The following is a 16,504-nucleotide window of genomic DNA, read 5'->3' as shown; positions in this document are numbered from 1 at the left end:
GAGAAAGTGTAAAGGTTTTGTGATCAACTCGATCGTTTTTCGGCGAGAAGCGAGAGGTTTAACGTAGAAGGGGAGGACGAGCCTTAATCATAAAGGCCCACTTTAAAGTCTGAAACCCGTTCATCATAGCGACCGGATTGACGCAATTGTTGTAAACCTTGATTTAGCGCTGAGAGGTATTCATCCAACAAGCATCGCCTAACGAGAGCGCTAGGCTATCTGTCTGTGCGTGACGTGAGTTTATAACGTGAACCAGGATGGTAGAGTAATGCGGCGCTGACCAGCGTTTGCTGACTCCAGGTGCGGCGGTGGAGTAAAAGGCAGGGCTCATCAGACTTCATCGCCAATGCCTCTTTGACTGCTGCTGATGGATTAATCGCTTCGACACTATGCTCAATGGTGTTAACTGGGCACACTGAAGACAAGTACTCATTGGGGGTGGTCTGGTTGAAGTCTTGTTCCAGATAGGCAGGCGCAAGCGCCGGGTTCACCCAGCGCTGCTCGAGCTGGAGCGGTATCTCATCACCGTAGTGGACAATTTCGCTGTAGTAGACGTCGGTGCCTAACATCACACCCAAGCGCATTGCCACATCAACGGGCGCAGAGAGGCGTTTCAATGCATGGGTGACGCTGTGATAGTGCTGACCGCGTGCAGTGACTTCATCGGCAATATTGCGAATGTCCATCAACGGGGATTCCGCTTTGGGTTCAGTGACAAACGTGCCTAGCCGTGGCGTGCGTTCGAGTAACCCATCAGTCACCAAGTCACGAACCGCCTTATTGACCGTCATCCGGCTAACATTGAATAGGTCGCACAGTTCGTACTCGGTGGGGATACGCGTACCAACCGGCCAAACCCGTGTCTCAATTTTTTCTTCAATATAGGCTTTGATTTGTTGATAACGGGGCGCATTGGCCATACGGTTTCCTTGTCAAAATTGTGTATACAAATCAGGGTTAATGAAGTTTCATGTAAAATCAAGTGAATGATAGAAAACTTGATTGTTTATCACGCTGATTCTCGCGTAGAAATTATTATTGGGATGACTTGCATCACAAATGCGGGATCTTCATAATCGTCATTCTACTCGCACTGTGCGGTTACTTACTAATCGCCAAAATACACTTCATGTGCCACTTGGTGTGTGGCACCACTGAGAAGGATTGTTATCAATGCCTCTAATTACTCTCCCTGACGGCAGTCAGCGTTCTTTTGACCACCCTGTTTCGACTTATGATGTTGCCAACGATATTGGCCCAGGCCTTGCCAAAGCGTGTATTGCCGGTCGTGTAAATGGTGAGCGTGTTGACGCGTGTGATCTTATCGAGCACGACGCGCAACTGGAAATCATTACCGCGAAAGATGAAGACGGGTTAGAAATCATTCGCCACTCTTGTGCGCACCTTTTAGGTCATGCGATTAAGCAGCTTTTCCCTGACACTAAGATGGCGATTGGTCCAACCATCGACAACGGTTTCTACTACGACATAGACATGGATCGCTCGCTCACCCAGGATGACCTGGACGCCATTGAAAAGCGTATGAAAGAGTTGGCGAAAACCAAATATCAGGTCGTGAAGAAAAACGTCAGCTGGCAAGAGGCGCGCGATACGTTTGAAGCGCGTGGTGAATCATACAAGATAGAAATCTTGGATGAGAATGTATCACGTGACGACCGTCCGGGCTTGTACCACCACGAAGAATACATTGATATGTGTCGTGGCCCACACGTGCCAAACATGAGCTTTTGTCAGAACTTCAAAGTCCTAAATGTGGCTGGCGCTTACTGGCGTGGTAATAGTGACAACAAAATGCTGCAGCGAATCTATGGCACAGCATTTGCGGATAAAAAGCAACTTAAAGCACACTTAGTGCGTCTCGAAGAAGCCGCGAAGCGCGATCACCGTAAGCTGGGTAAGCAACTTGACCTGTACCATATGCAGCAAGAAGCACCTGGGATGGTATTTTGGCACCATAACGGCTGGACTATTTTCCGTGAACTTGAGCAGTTTATCCGCGACAAGTTGACTGAGTATGATTACCAGGAGGTCAAAGGGCCGCTGATCATGGATCGCGTGCTTTGGGAGCGCTCGGGCCACTGGGATAAGTATGCGGACTACATGTTCACGACGAATTCTGAGAACCGTGAATACGCCCTTAAGCCGATGAACTGCCCCGGTCATGTTCAGATCTTTAACCAAGGTCTGAAGTCTTACCGTGACCTACCGTTGCGTATGGCGGAATTTGGTAGCTGCCACCGTAATGAGCCCTCTGGTGCGCTGCATGGCTTGATGCGTGTTCGTGGCTTTACTCAAGACGATGCGCACATTTTCTGTACCCCAGAACAGGTACAAGAAGAAGTCAGCGCGTGTATCGAGATGGTCTATGAGACCTATCAGACTTTTGGCTTTAACAACATTGAAGTCAAGCTGTCGACACGTCCTGAAACACGTGTCGGCTCAGATGAAATGTGGGATAAAGCCGAGCAAGCCTTGAATGAAGCCCTAACGGCAATGGATATTCCATTTGAAATTCAAGAGGGTGAAGGTGCATTCTACGGACCTAAGATTGAGTTTACGCTACATGATTGTCTCGATCGTGCGTGGCAGTGTGGTACAGTACAACTTGATTTCGCGTTGCCTGAGCGCTTGAGCGCAACGTACGTAGGGGAAGACAACGAACGCCATACGCCGGTGATGATTCACCGCGCTATTCTGGGCTCGTTGGAACGTTTCATCGGGATTCTTATCGAAGAATACGCGGGACACTTCCCTGCGTGGTTATCACCACAACAAGCGGTTGTGATGAATATCACGGATAAACAAGCAGGTTACGCGCAAGAGATTGCGAAAAAACTGCAAAAAGCTGGATTTAGAGCCTCTGCGGACTTGAGAAACGAGAAGATTGGCTTTAAAATCCGCGAACACACTTTGAAGCGTGTTCCGTATATGTTGGTTTGTGGTGACCAGGAAATGGAAGCTGGCGAAGTCGCAATACGGACCCGTAAAGGTAAAGATTTGGGTAAAATTAAGATTGATGACTTCTTAGCGCAGTTGCAGCAAGAAGTGCAAGATCGAACACTCAATATTGTGGAGGAATAAGGTATTAAAGGCGCAAGAAAAGCCCCGGCAAAGAAGAACGCTCATCGTCTAAACAACGAAATTCGTGGTGTTAAGGAAGTACGTCTGACTGACGCCGACGGTGAACAAGTGGGTATTGTCCCATTTGATGAAGCACTCGCCAAAGCAGAAGAGGCGACTCTTGACTTGGTAGAGATCAGTCCGAACGCTGAGCCGCCGGTTTGTCGTATCATGGATTACGGCAAATTCCTTTACGAGAAGAGTAAAGCTGCGAAAGAGCAGAAGAAAAAACAAAAGACTATTCAGGTTAAGGAAGTCAAATTCCGTCCTGGCACAGATGTAGGCGACTACCAGGTAAAACTACGCAACCTGGTTCGCTTCATTGAAGAGGGCAATAAGGTCAAGGTCACTATCCGATTCCGCGGTCGCGAAATGGCGCACCAAAGCATCGGTGTTGACGTGCTGAACCGCTTGAAAGAAGACACTGCTGAAATTGCTTCAGTAGAAAGCTTTCCTTCACGCATCGAAGGCCGTCAGATGATCATGGTTCTGGCCCCAAAGAAGAAGTAATTCTGGCTTCCAAGTAACAAGCGGCTGCGCCTGCTGGGTGCAGCCGCTTTGTTCGCCAAATTGCTATGTTATTAACACAATGCGGAGTTATTCATCATGTCTAAGATGAAATCCAACAAAGGTGCTGCTAAGCGTTTCAAAAAAACGGCTGGTGGCTTCAAGTACAAGCGTGCAACCAAGCGTCATATCTTGACTAAACGTACTACTAAGAACAAGCGTCAGCTTCGTCCAAATGCGGTTCTTCCTGCGTGTGAAAACGCGCAAGTTGCTCGCATGCTGCCATACGCATAAGTTTTTAGTTTTATTATTTAGTTTAGGAGAGAGACAATGGCTCGCGTAAAACGTGGTGTACAAGCTCGTGCACGTCACAAGAGTGTAATGAAGCAAGCGAAAGGTTACTATGGTGCGCGTTCACGCGTATACCGCGTAGCTTTTCAGGCGGTAACGAAAGCAGGTCAATATGCTTACCGTGACCGTCGCAACAAGAAACGCCAATTCCGTCAACTGTGGATCGCACGTATCAACGCTGCGGCTCGCCAAAACGGTATGTCATACAGCCGTCTGATTAACGGTCTTAAAAAGGCATCGATCGAAATCGATCGTAAGATCCTTGCCGATATCGCGGTATATGACAAAGCAGCATTCTCTGTGCTGGTAGAAAAAGCGAAAGCTTCACTGTAATTTTTACAGTAAAGAATTGCTGAGAAAGGAGAGCTTCGGCTCTCCTTTTTTGTTATTTGTTGGTGTCTAGATAATTTAACTTTGTGCATATAAAAGTGTGTTCTGGCACTTGTTCTGTATTCCTATCATCATGATATAGTGCTCAAAAAGTGAAACAAAGGACATTCGATGAACCAATACGTCTTTTTTTGTCAGCCTAACAACTGTGACCAGTTTACTTACTTGATCAAGGAATCCCCCAACTACCTTGCCGAAAAAGAAGCATTGTTAGAGCAGGGGTTGATCATCGAAGGGGATGTGATTGTTGCTGATTGTGCGGAGACTGCGATTGAAAAATTCCGCCAGATTAATCTCAATGCAATCGAGGATTACATTCAGCACGATCCTACCGTTGGCTTTACGACTTTTATCGTGGAAATGTATTATTCGCTGCGTCGCCGGCTTGGAATGAAATCATGATTGTTGATATTTATCAGGTTGATGCCTTTAGCGCGTCATTGTTTCAGGGAAACCCGGCAGGGGTGTGTATCTCGACGTCTATGTTGGATGAAGCAACTATGTTATCCATTGCCGAGGAAATGGCTGTCTCTGAAACGGCGTTTCTTGCCTTAGATACCATGTCCCTACGCTGGTTTACACCGAAAGTAGAAGTCGCACTCTGCGGTCATGGCACACTTGCAACAGCACATATTTTAGCTGAGCGCGGTGATGTTAAAATGGGTGACAATGTCACTTTTTATACCCAGTCTGGACCGCTTGAGGTGACGATACAACGCGAGGGGATCGCGATGGCATTTCCTGTTCCAGAGCTGGTAGAGGTAACGCCAAATCCATTGCGGCTAGAAGGTTTAGGTATACATGGCTCTGTTATCCGCGCGAGTTATTGCTTTGGCGAAAAAGAGCTATTGGTGGTTAATTCTGAAGACGATGTAAAAGCGCTGTCTCCTGATTTTGCTGCGCTAACTACGCAGCCTGGACGTGGCGTGGTGGTGACTGCAGCAAGCTCTGATAACACGGTCGATATTGTCTCTCGCTACTTCGCCCCTTGGGTAGGGGTGAATGAAGATCCCGTGACGGGTTCGGCGCATTGCGCGCTGGCAGCGTATTGGTCAAAAGCATTGAGTAAAAAGCAGCTTATCGGTTATCAAGCGTCCGCGCGCGGTGGGCATATCAAGATGACGCTTACCAACGAGCATGTGTTGCTACAAGGCCAAGCAGTGACCGTATTTGGCGGAAAGTTAGATTTAAGTAAGACCTAGCAAAAATCAGCGCAACCAAAAAAGAGGCCAAACGGCCTCTTTTCAGTGGTGAAGTGGGGTTACGCCACTTGTACTTGTTGTTGTTCGATGTCTTCACTGGGTGTGGCACCAGACTCAGCACCGTGCATCCAACGAATCAGCGTGCCGGATAGCGCGAGTAAGATCACACCGGAAATCGCAGCGGTTGCCGCGATACCACCGAAGATGGCCAAGGCACCATAATCACCGACATGTGAGCCAATGATGCCCGCCACATAGTTGGCAATCGCGTTAAAGCCGAACCAGGCGCCCATCATCAATGAGGCCAAGCGTAGCGGCGCGAGCTTAGTAACCAAGGATAAACCGATCGGCGAGAGGCAAAGTTCGCCTAACGTGTGGAAGAAGAACGCGCCCACTAGCCAAAACATCGACGTCTTCACTGTGGTATCACCGCCTTGCTCCAACACAGCGCCAATCATGCACACGAATCCAAGCGCCAACATAAATAAAGCCATCGCGAACTTCACGGGCGAGCTTGGCTCTTTAGGACCCAAACGAACCCATAATGACGCTGCAATAGGGGCACAAACGATGATGAAGAAAGGGTTAAGTGATTGGAACCACGCCGCTGGTATCTCAAACCCACCCACCATACGATCCGTATACTCTTGAGTATAAATATTCATCAACCCGCCAGCTTGTTCAAAGCCGGCCCAGAAAATAATCACGAATAAACCCATCAATAAGATGACTTTAAGGCGATCGATTTCTTGCTTAGTCAGTGGGGCATTGGTCTTGGAATGATTGGCGTCTCGCGCTTGCTGTGCGGCTGGGACTCGGCCTATTTCACCTAACCAAGAATTGGCCATGGTTAGCTGGATCAGCAAGCTGAACACCATACCCACACCGGCGGCAAAGAAGCCATATTGCCAGCCGTAAGCGCTGGTCACAGAGCCAGAGACGAAGCCTGCTAACAATGAGCCAATGTTGATGCCCATATAAAAGATGGTAAACGCACCATCACGACGATGATCGCCTTCATCATAAAGGTCACCGACCATCGTCGAAATGTTGGGTTTTAACAGGCCACAACCGGTGATGAGCAACGCGAGACCGGCGTATAGCGTATGAACAATGTCTAAACCGTATTGTTGAGCAGGGAAAGCTAAGGTGAATTGTCCAATTGCCATCAGTGCACCACCGACAACGACAGCGCGACGTTGGCCAATAAAGTTATCGGCAATCCAGCCACCAATCAGTGGCGTGATATAGACGAGGCCAGTGTAGTAGCCATAAAGTTCGAGTGCGTCTTTGGTTGACCAGCCTAAACCACCGTTAATGGTTTGATCGGTCAAGTAAAGGACGAGGATGGCACGCATGGCGTAGTAGGAAAAGCGCTCCCAAAGCTCAGTGCCAAAAAGTAAGAACAGTCCCCGAGGGTGACCAAGTATTGTTTTTTGGTTTTCCATAACTATCTAATTATTCGTTGAATGATTGTTGGGTCTGCATGGGGTTAGCCGGGTGCAGGGTGTTGGCCTTAACGCCTTTGTAAAATGGCCTCCTGTATTTTGTAACAAAATATGTAAAACTAGCGTAATGGTTTTTTACCAAAATTAAAAACTATTATTCAAGTCGCTTGTGCGTGAATAATAATATCCTGTCTATTATTTGTGGGATATATAACCAAAGTAGACCTGCCACCTATAGTGACGTGACAGGCGTTAACGTCTTTGCGTGGGATCAAAGGAGAGGGGATTATGTGATAGAGGTCACTTTAGAGGTGTTCAGCGATCAGGCGATGGCTTGACGTAACCACAGGGCTATATCTTCGTACATCACTTGGTGACTTTGATCAGCATCAGCCCAGCTCATCACAAACTGGTAAAGTTTTTCTGGATGGTAGGCTTGTCCGATCAATTGATTGGCCAGGGTTTCTAGCGGTCCTGGCGTTAAACTGTCAGTGAATAACTGGCAATCGATGATTTCTCCATTTTTCACATCCAAATGCAGCTCAACCCCTCCCCATTCAAAACGTTCATCAAAGGTATGCATGAACTGCGGGCTGTTACCAAAATTCCATGACCAACTGCACTGTTTTTCATAAATAGCGTCAAACCCTTCGACATCGGGCTTGGCGTCGGGGGAAATGTACTCAACCTCAGTGGTATGGCCGTAATGGCGGAAAAAGGCGGTTTTAATCGCGTCACACACGCGTTGGTGATCAACGTCTGGGACAAAGTCAGCGATATTGGCCACGCGCGCACGCACAGATGCAATCCCCTTAGCTTGTAGTTTTTTAGGATCAGGGTTGAGGTAGTCACCCAGTCGCGACAAGTTGGCATTAATCAATAGCGTACCGTGGTGAAAGCCGCGATCTTTGGCCTCTTTGTAGGCAGAGCCCGATACTTTTCTTGGGCCTTCGGGCGTGTCCATGGTGAGATCATTTCGGCCACTGGCTGAGGCTCTGATCCCGAGCGTTTTCAGCGCATTCAACACAATTTGTGTTGATACCGACTTGTCATAACCGGGCTTGCCGGCCATAAAGGTAAAATTGGTGTTGCCCAAATCATGAAACACCGCGCCCCCACCGCTTTGGCGTCTCGCCAACACCACAGCATCTTGTTCCATTTTGCGTGTATTACACTCGCGCCATGGGTTTTGACCGCGTCCAATAACCACCGTATTGTCATTACGCCATAGGAACAGGACGTTCTGCTGTGCCGACATGGTACGAAATATGGTGTCTTCCACGGCCAGATTGAACCAAGGGTGAGTGGACGTCGAAACAAACACACGTAAAGGGCGACTAGTGTCTTGCATACTGGCTCCAAGTATTCGGTAAACAAATTATTCGGGAAACGCGAGCGCGGACCAACTGGATTGTTGCCACGCAAGCTCGTTCGGCAATCAATATAGACGCTAGAATATCAAACAATGCTTAGCGAGTTATTCAATCAGCGCTAACAGGCTCGATTTTTACCGCATTAACGCGCTGAATGACCAATCTGCCATCAAAATGACGCCACACGTGACCGGATGGCGAGGAAAAATAGCGTAAATGCTGTTTAGCGTTTGGCATTAGTCGTGGCATTAATTAGTATGTAAGGTCAATTTATTACCTGTTCTCTCAGTCAATTGGCATTGAGGCGTATTATTGAGACGACTCTGTCAGTTTGCTCAGACAATGGGTGAAACCATGATGTCAGCAGGTATTGTCACGCACCTACCTGATTTGGACTGCCCAACGGGTCGACGAGGAAACAATGCAACAATTAGAAGAAATTCTTGCGAATGCAACCAGTGCGGTGGCCGATGCCGCCTCTGTGGCTGCATTGGATGAAGTCCGGGTTAAATTCCTAGGAAAGAAAGGCGAGCTAACCGCACAATTACAGGCGTTGGGCAAACTGCCTCCGGAAGAGCGCCGCGAAGCGGGCCAAACGATTAACCAAGCCAAGCAAACCGTACAACAAGCGATTGCTGAGCGTAAAAATGCACTTGAGCGCGCCGAGTTGGAAGCGAAGCTTGCCGCAGAAACCATTGATGTAAGCTTGCCGGGCCGTCGTATTGAAAACGGTGGTATTCACCCCGTGACGCGCACCATTGAACGTATTGAGCAATTTTTCGGTGAGTTGGGTTTCTCTGTTGCGTCCGGGCCAGAGATTGAAGATGGTTTTCATAACTTTGATGCGCTGAATATCGCCCCAGATCATCCTGCGCGTACCGACCACGATACTTTCTTCTTTAACCCTGATTTGATGTTGCGTACGCACACCTCTGGCGTGCAGATCCGTACCATGGAAGCGGGTAAACCTCCATTTCGTATTATTGCCCCCGGTCGCGTTTATCGTAATGACTACGACCAAACGCATACCCCGATGTTCCACCAAGTGGAAGGGTTATTGGTCGATAAAGACATCACCTTTGCTGATCTCAAAGGAATCCTCAATGACTTCTTGCGCAACTTTTTCGAGGAAGATCTAGAAGTGCGTTTCCGTCCCTCTTACTTCCCATTCACTGAGCCTTCTGCCGAAGTTGATGTGCGCCGCAAAGGCGGAAAATGGCTGGAGATCCTAGGTTGCGGCATGGTTCACCCGAATGTACTACGTGCGGTGAATATCGATCCAGAGGAATATCAAGGCTTTGCCTTTGGTATTGGCGTTGAGCGCCTAACCATGTTGCGCTATGGCGTGAATGATCTTCGTGCGTTCTTCGAGAACGATCTGCGCTTTTTGAAACAATTTAAGTAATCAGTGGGGCAAGGTAATAATGAAATTCAGTGAATCTTGGTTGAGAGAGTGGGTAAATCCAGCAAACGACACCGACGCGCTGGCCCATCAGATCACCATGGCCGGCCTTGAAGTCGATGAAATTGCACCCGTTGCTGGCGACTTTAGCGGCGTGGTTGTGGGTGAAGTGGTTGAGTGTGGCCAACACCCAGATGCAGACAAACTGCGTGTGACCAAAATCAATGTCGGCGACGATGAATTGCTTGATATCGTTTGTGGGGCACCTAACTGTCGTCAAGGCTTGAAAGTCGCGGTCGCGATGGTGGGCGCCGTATTACCCGGTGACTTCAAAATCAAAAAAGCGAAGCTGCGTGGTCAACCGTCCTTCGGTATGCTGTGCTCCTTTACCGAGCTGGGTATTGATGTGGAATCAGACGGCATTATCGAGCTGCCTGCCGACGCGCCAATTGGTACCGACATTCGTGATTACCTCGCGCTAAACGATGTCACCATCGATGTTGATTTGACCCCGAACCGTGCTGATTGTTTAAGCCTGCGTGGTTTGGCACGTGAAGTCGGCGTATTGAACCGCGCTGATGTCACTGAACCGAGCATCACACCGGTTGCGGCCAGCATTGAAGACAAGGTATCGGTGCGCATTGATGCGCCGCAAGCGTGCCCACGTTATTTAGGGCGTGTGGTAAAAAACGTCGATCTTAATGCACAGACCCCGCTGTGGATGCAAGAGAAACTGCGCCGCAGTGGCATTCGCGCTATCGACCCTGTGGTGGATGTCACTAACTATGTGATGCTTGAGCAAGGTCAGCCGATGCACGCCTTTGATCTTAGCAAGCTTGAGGGTGGCATTGTGGTACGCATGGCAGAAGAGGGTGAAACCCTCACATTGCTGGATGGCAACGAAGCAACCCTTAACGCTCAGACATTGGTGATCGCGGATGAGAAAAAAGCCTTGGCGATGGCCGGGATTTTTGGCGGGCAAGACTCTGGCGTCACCACCGACACCCAAGATATCTTGCTCGAGTCGGCGTTTTTTGCCCCTGACGTGATCCGCGGCCGTGCGCGTAGCTATGGTTTGCACACCGATTCCTCCCACCGTTTTGAACGTGGCGTCGACCCAGCGTTACAAGCGGCGGCGATGGAACGGGCGACTGAACTGCTTTTAGCGATTTGTGGTGGTGAAGCGGGAGAGATTATAACCGCTGAGTCAGCAGAAACACTGCCAACTCGTGACACTGTCACCCTCCGTCGTGAGAAGTTAGATGGTCTGTTGGGTCATTCTATCGATAACAGTGATGTACAAGCTATTTTGTCCCGTCTAGGGTGTGCGGTAACAGAAACGGAGAAGGGCTGGCAAGCAACGGCACCTAGCTGGCGTTTTGATATTGCCATTGAGCAGGATTTGATTGAGGAAGTGGGTCGTATTTACGGCTACGACAACATTCCAACCCGTGCGCCTAAAGCGGCACTGGCTATGCGCGAATACAAAGAGGCCGCGATGCCACTGAAACGTGTCCGCGATTTATTGGTTGACCGTGGCTTCCACGAAGCGATTACCTACAGCTTTGTTGAACCTAAACAGCAAGCGCTGATTGTACCCGATGTTGAGCCACTGATCCTGCCAAGCCCAATCTCTGCGGACATGTCAGCCATGCGCCTGAGCTTGCTTCCTGGGCTTTTAAACACGGTGGCCTATAACCAAAAACGTCAGCAGCCTCGTGTGCGCTTGTTTGAATTTGGCTTACGCTTTACCCCGGAAGGTGACACCGGTGGGACCGTTCGTCAATCGAGCATTTGCCAAGAGAGCATGCTTGCGGGTGTGATTGCAGGCCCTGGCAGTGAAGAGCATTGGGATCTGGCAAGCGCAACCGTCGACTTTTTTGATTTGAAAGGCGACCTAGAAGCGGTACTGGAACTCACCGGTAAGTTGAAAGACTTCCGTTTCGTGTCAGCATCCCATCCTGCCATGCACCCAGGTCAAACTGCCGCGATCGAGTTTGACGGCAAAGTAGTGGGTCACATTGGTACCTTGCATCCTGAGCTTGAGCGTGAGTTTGGCTTAAATGGCCGAACGGTGGTGTTTGAGCTGGAGTGGCAAGCCATTGACGAACGCTTTATTCCCGAAGCGGCAGGGCTGTCGAAATTCCCTGCCAACCGCCGTGATATTGCGGTGATTGCCGATCAATCGCTTGCGTCGGGCGACGTGGTGGACGCGTGTTTGCAAAGCGGCACCCCATTGCTTAAGGACGCACAGCTTTTCGACCTTTACACTGGCAAAGGTGTGGAAGAGGGCAAGAAGAGCTTGGCAATCGCACTGACCTTGCAATCTGATGCGCGCACGCTTGAGGAAGCCGATATCAATGATGCCGTGTCTGGTGTTGTTAGCCATTTATCAGAGAAATTAGGCGTTACCTTGCGTGATTAAGCTAACGTCATCCCAAAAAGCAGCGGAAACGCTGCTTTTTTTATGCCTAAATGGCCTAACATCTATCCATTTGAAAAACTAAATAAATTCACTATATTTGATGAGTAAGTGTTCAAATATTGATAAAAAAGCCTAATATTAAGCAGCTTAGTAGTCTATGACCTATGCTGGTTAAGAAAACGCTTGTAACACCTTGGTTTAAAAGGTCAATTTTTTGGACATTGCTCGTGATTTTTTAATGTAAAAAAGTTGGCGCAAATCAGCCAGTTGGCATACACTTGTTTGAGCTGGCCTGCAAATATCCCTAAAATACAAGGGCTAAAGACGTATGGGTCAAGTGTAGAATGGTGGTGTCGATACTGCGGTATTGCATATGTGTTCAACAATTCTTGAGGGAAAAACCTATGGCGCTCACTAAGGCCGATTTGGCTGAGAACCTGTTTGAAAATATCGGGATTAGCAAACGGGACGCCAAGGAGACAGTCGAGGTGTTTTTCGAAGAAGTTCGGAAAGCGCTCGAAAGTGGCGAACAGGTCAAGTTATCAGGGTTTGGTAACTTCGACTTGCGAGACAAGAATGAACGTCCCGGTCGAAATCCCAAAACAGGGGAAGATATTCCGATCACTGCGCGCCGCGTCGTGACATTTCGACCTGGCCAGAAACTCAAAGCGCGAGTTGAAAACGCAGACGTTGAACAATAACGTTGCGTGACCCCGACAGTGGTGACGATACCACACTAGAAAGCCGTGTGCCGATGCGCCACGGCTTTTTAATTTGTCTATACATGATCACATTGTGAGGGGAAAACACTGGGTTTATTGGTTATCTCGCTGTAACGTTTTGTTGTCTAGTTGTAATAAAAGGAAGCATTATGCTGACAGCACGCCCAGGTGCCTTTATTGATGCCGCATTGACTGCACCTCACGCTTTTACCCCAGACTCATGGCGAGTGGGCTCGCTCACCGTCAATCACAGTGCCCCCGGTATTATTTCGATACAGCCCGATGTCGCCAAGGTTTCGCGTTGCGTCGTATTGTCATCAGGCATTCATGGTGACGAAACCGCGCCCATCGAGCTTATTGACCGGCTACTCGCCGATATCTTGTCAGAGCAATTTATCCCCAATGTGCCGCTATTACTGATTATTGGTCATGCCGAAGCGATTAAAGCGCACACTCGCTTTATTGAAGATAACCTTAATCGTCTATTTGGTGGCTGGAATGAAGAAAAGAATGAAGAGCACTATCTTGCTAACCAATTGCAAACAGCCGTGAGCGACTTCTTTGCAACTCAGTCAACCGAGATGACCCGTTGGCATCTTGACTTACACAGTGCGATTCGTGAGTCCTATCATTATATGTTTGGTGTGATCCCCACCACGCCGACCGCGAGAGATGTACGTCCACTGGCCGCATTACTCAATGACGCCAAAATGGATGCCACTGTCCTTTCCCAATCGCCATCACCTACCTTTAGTTGGTATAGCACCAACCACCACGGTGCGCTGGCTGCCACCTTAGAAATGGGCCGGGTCGCGCCATTGTTTGAAAATGATATGCGTGAGTACGAGCCGCTTGCTCGCACCTTACGAGGCTTACTCAAAGCCGCCACATTACCGACTGAATTAGCGCCGATGCGCTTTTACCGTGTGACGCGAACCTTGACCAAGCACACCGATCAATTCGCGCTCACTTTTCCCTCATCGGCTAAAAACTTTACACCGTTCGAGCAGGGGGCATTATTGGCCACCGACCAGGGACAAGAAATCTATGCTGAACACGACGGTGAAGTGGTGATCTTTCCAAACGCGAATGTCCACGTTGGTCATCGGGCTGGATTACTCGCCACCCCCTTTGAGCCCACTGTCAATCAACCGATCTATGTGCACGCACCACAAAAAGCCTCGGCGTAGCGCTTTTCAAGCGGGGAATCAGTCGGTAAAGTGCGTCGCAGTATTGTTTTAATGGATGACGCATGCGAGTGTCAGAACTTACCGCCCGCCAACAGAGCCGTTGGCGGCGCGCGTTACTTACTTTCTCGGCTTTGCTTTTGTTGGTGTGTGGGCTTGCACTGAGTGTGGGCGAAATATGGATCAATCCTTTTGCGCCCGGCTCAACATTAGAGCAGCAGTTACTCCTACAACTTCGCCTCCCTCGTGTGCTAGTCAGTGTGATGATAGGCGCCTCACTGGCGATGGCTGGGGCAAGTTTACAAGTGCTATTGGGTAACCCACTGGCGGAGCCAGGTGTCTTAGGCATTTCCGGCGGCGCAAGCATCGCCGTGGTCTTACTGTTGTTGCTCGCGCCGGCTTGGACGTCGAGTGGCAGTATGGCCGTCGCTGCCATGTTGGGCGCGAGCTTGTTTACCTTTATATTAGTGATATTAGCCCGTCGCGCTCTAGCGACGGCTCGCATTTTATTGGTCGGTGTTGCGCTTAGCATTTTGGCGGGGGCAGGCGTCACCTTGGCGTTTTACTTCAGCACTGACTTTAATTTGCGCCAATTAATGGTTTGGTTAATGGGATCGCTGTCCGGCATGCGATTGGAGCATGTGGGTATACTGACAATGACCTTACCTTGTATTGCATTATTGTGGCGATACGGGCATAAACTTGACCAGCTTATGCTCGGCGAGTCTCAGGCGCAGCAATTAGGGCTAGACACACATCAACTACGTTGGCAATTGATCGCCTTAATCAGCGTTTTAGTCGGGGTGTCTGTGGCTGTGGCGGGTGTTATTGGCTTTATTGGCCTCATTGTTCCGCATTACTTACGCCTTTGGCTCGGCAGCCGTAACCGTACCTTGTTACCCATGTCTGCGTTGGCAGGGGCGCTATTATTGGTCAGCGCCGATACCGTTGGCCGACTTATTCTTCCCTCAGCGGAACTGCCGGTGGGGGTAGTGACCAGTGTGCTTGGTGCGCCATTATTTATTTGGATGTTGGTGAGGGCGGGATGATCGTTGACGCTAAAGACTTAAGCTTAGCACCACGTCTGCTGCCGATATCTTTATCGGTTGAGGCCGGGCAAGTGGTACACCTTATCGGCCCCAACGGAAGTGGTAAAAGCACGTTACTGGAACTCTTGTCGGGCTTGGAAGTGCCGCAATCGGGGAGTGTTTGGCTGCAAGGGCAACCGGTATCAGGACAAACCCGATACGATTTGGCGCAAGTGCGGGGATACCTGATGCAACAACAGCGCCCCGCGTTTGTCATGGCGGTATTTGAATACCTCAACCTGGTGCTCGATAGTGTGCAATTGGCAACCGGTGAGATTCGCGACAAGGCCGTCGCTGACGTGGTGTCTCGCTTGGCCATCAGCGACAAGCTCCACCGAAGAATAGACAGCTTATCGGGCGGTGAGTGGCAGCGGGTGCGTTTGGCGGGCGTTTTATTGCAAGTCTCAAAAGCGTTAAATCCACATGCGTGTTTACTGTTGCTAGATGAGCCGTCAACTGGGCTCGATGTCGCGCAACAGGCGGTGATTTATCAAGAAATAACCGCCTTGGCGCGAGAGCAGGAGATTGCGATTATCATGGCCAATCACGACTTAAACCGTACCCTTGAGCACGCGGATACGGTGGTGGTGCTTCAACAAGGGCGTATTGTTTCGCTTGGCCCACCGAAGGCAGTATTGACCGATCAGCTGCTTTCAGATGTTTTTGCCACCCCGCTAGAGCAAGTATCGACCGCCAATGGCCCGGTGATCATGCGCGCGTCTTCGGCATGAGTGTGAATATCTTAAAAACTAGCTTTCGTCGTCGTTTTCAATCACATTAAGCTTGGCGCGAATAAACTCGGCATGATCCACATAAAGTAGCTCGGCGGTTTTACGGATCACCGCTTCTTCGAGCGGGTCGATATTTTCATCGGCATACGCCACCGACCACATCGCCTCGATTAGAGCTATCCGCGCTTGTGGGTCAAGATCGCGCAGTTTATCCGTATATTCATACAGCGAGGTCGCATGCTCACTGTGTTGCCTTGCATCGTCCAACAATTGCTCAGCTTGTGCGGTGTCCAGGGAAAGGAGCTGGCATATTCGATCACGTTTCGTGGCCTTCTCGCGCTCGTCGATATCGTGATCGGCCATCGCCACTTCACTTAATAGCCCCGCCATCGCTTGGTGGAGGGATAGCCCCGCTTGCTGACCCGATTGTCCTATATCAGCGTTCAGCGCCGACTCTAATTTATTCAGTAGTTGTTTAAGCATGGTCACTCTCCTCACTGCGGAGCGAAATTGTGATTGGTTTATTCAGACACTGTC

Annotated in this window: 16 protein-coding genes; 12 read left to right on the top strand and 4 right to left on the bottom strand. The window is 49.5% G+C overall.

All coding sequences use genetic code 11. The features are described from left to right. Positions 1 to 215: 215 nt before the first annotated feature. Entirely contained in the window at positions 216 to 920 is a 705-nt protein-coding gene (gene hutC, locus C7A19_RS03190; protein ID WP_116644132.1) for a histidine utilization repressor, read from the bottom strand. Positions 921 to 1,173: 253 nt separating this feature from the next. Here hutC and thrS point away from each other — a divergent pair, with 253 nt between their 5' ends. From thrS to C7A19_RS03160, 6 genes are all read left to right on the top strand, one after another. Next, complete coding sequence (gene thrS / locus C7A19_RS03185) at positions 1,174 to 3,102, top strand: threonine--tRNA ligase (RefSeq protein ID WP_077486237.1); 1,929 nt, start codon at positions 1,174 to 1,176, stop codon at positions 3,100 to 3,102. Positions 3,103 to 3,105: 3 nt separating this feature from the next. Then, positions 3,106 to 3,651 (top strand): translation initiation factor IF-3, encoded by a 546-nt coding sequence (infC, locus tag C7A19_RS03180; RefSeq protein WP_077459463.1) that lies wholly within the window; start codon positions 3,106 to 3,108, stop codon positions 3,649 to 3,651. Positions 3,652 to 3,747: 96 nt separating this feature from the next. Beyond that, a complete protein-coding gene (gene rpmI, locus C7A19_RS03175; protein WP_025673304.1) occupies positions 3,748 to 3,942 on the top strand; it encodes a 50S ribosomal protein L35 in 195 nt (64 codons plus the stop codon). Positions 3,943 to 3,978: 36 nt separating this feature from the next. After that, complete coding sequence (gene rplT, locus C7A19_RS03170; protein WP_025673305.1) at positions 3,979 to 4,332, top strand: 50S ribosomal protein L20; 354 nt, start codon at positions 3,979 to 3,981, stop codon at positions 4,330 to 4,332. Between the two features lie 168 nt (positions 4,333 to 4,500). Then, complete coding sequence (locus tag C7A19_RS03165; RefSeq protein ID WP_069362378.1) at positions 4,501 to 4,791, top strand: hypothetical protein; 291 nt, start codon at positions 4,501 to 4,503, stop codon at positions 4,789 to 4,791. Next, entirely contained in the window at positions 4,788 to 5,591 is an 804-nt protein-coding gene (locus C7A19_RS03160) for a PhzF family phenazine biosynthesis protein (RefSeq protein WP_116644131.1), read from the top strand. Before C7A19_RS03165 ends, C7A19_RS03160 begins: the two co-directional genes overlap by 4 nt. A gap of 59 nt (positions 5,592 to 5,650) precedes the next feature. On the opposite strand, the gene C7A19_RS03155 is transcribed toward C7A19_RS03160, so the two are convergent. Next, positions 5,651 to 7,039 (bottom strand): peptide MFS transporter, encoded by a 1,389-nt coding sequence (locus tag C7A19_RS03155; protein WP_077600047.1) that lies wholly within the window; start codon positions 7,037 to 7,039, stop codon positions 5,651 to 5,653. Between the two features lie 322 nt (positions 7,040 to 7,361). Then, the gene (locus C7A19_RS03150) at positions 7,362 to 8,390 is read right to left on the bottom strand and encodes a lipoate--protein ligase (RefSeq protein WP_116644130.1); all 1,029 of its coding nucleotides are present in this window, start codon (positions 8,388 to 8,390) and stop codon (positions 7,362 to 7,364) included. A 443-nt stretch (positions 8,391 to 8,833) separates the two neighbouring features. On the opposite strand from C7A19_RS03150, the gene pheS reads away from it, so the two are divergent. From pheS to btuD, 6 genes are all read left to right on the top strand, one after another. Then, on the top strand, positions 8,834 to 9,817 hold the full coding sequence (gene pheS, locus C7A19_RS03145; RefSeq protein WP_069362382.1) for a phenylalanine--tRNA ligase subunit alpha: 984 nt from the start codon (positions 8,834 to 8,836) through the stop codon (positions 9,815 to 9,817). A gap of 19 nt (positions 9,818 to 9,836) precedes the next feature. Then, positions 9,837 to 12,239 carry a phenylalanine--tRNA ligase subunit beta gene (gene pheT / locus C7A19_RS03140; RefSeq protein ID WP_116644129.1) on the top strand — a complete coding sequence of 801 codons (2,403 nt, stop codon included), beginning with the start codon at positions 9,837 to 9,839 and terminating at the stop codon, positions 12,237 to 12,239. Between the two features lie 404 nt (positions 12,240 to 12,643). Next, positions 12,644 to 12,940, top strand: a complete 297-nt coding sequence (ihfA, locus tag C7A19_RS03135) for an integration host factor subunit alpha (protein ID WP_069362384.1) — start codon at positions 12,644 to 12,646, stop codon at positions 12,938 to 12,940. 170 nt (positions 12,941 to 13,110) lie between these two features. Further along, positions 13,111 to 14,151 carry a succinylglutamate desuccinylase gene (locus tag C7A19_RS03130; protein ID WP_116644128.1) on the top strand — a complete coding sequence of 347 codons (1,041 nt, stop codon included), beginning with the start codon at positions 13,111 to 13,113 and terminating at the stop codon, positions 14,149 to 14,151. 62 nt (positions 14,152 to 14,213) lie between these two features. Then, on the top strand, positions 14,214 to 15,197 hold the full coding sequence (gene btuC, locus C7A19_RS03125; RefSeq protein WP_116644127.1) for a vitamin B12 ABC transporter permease BtuC: 984 nt from the start codon (positions 14,214 to 14,216) through the stop codon (positions 15,195 to 15,197). Continuing rightward, positions 15,194 to 15,967, top strand: coding sequence for a vitamin B12 ABC transporter ATP-binding protein BtuD (gene btuD, locus C7A19_RS03120; protein WP_102505287.1), 774 nt, complete (start codon positions 15,194 to 15,196; stop codon positions 15,965 to 15,967). Before btuC ends, btuD begins: the two co-directional genes overlap by 4 nt. 18 nt (positions 15,968 to 15,985) lie before the next feature. On the opposite strand, the gene C7A19_RS03115 is transcribed toward btuD, so the two are convergent. Then, positions 15,986 to 16,450: a TerB family tellurite resistance protein gene (locus tag C7A19_RS03115; RefSeq protein ID WP_069362387.1), complete on the bottom strand. Its 465-nt coding sequence runs from the start codon at positions 16,448 to 16,450 to the stop codon at positions 15,986 to 15,988. Positions 16,451 to 16,504 lie beyond the last annotated feature (54 nt).

The organism is Salinivibrio sp. HTSP (genome assembly GCF_003390965.1).
In the GTDB taxonomy this organism is placed as follows: domain Bacteria; phylum Pseudomonadota; class Gammaproteobacteria; order Enterobacterales; family Vibrionaceae; genus Salinivibrio; species Salinivibrio kushneri.
Note: the sequence above shows the minus strand (reverse complement) of the source record. Positions and strands in the feature narration are given on the sequence as shown.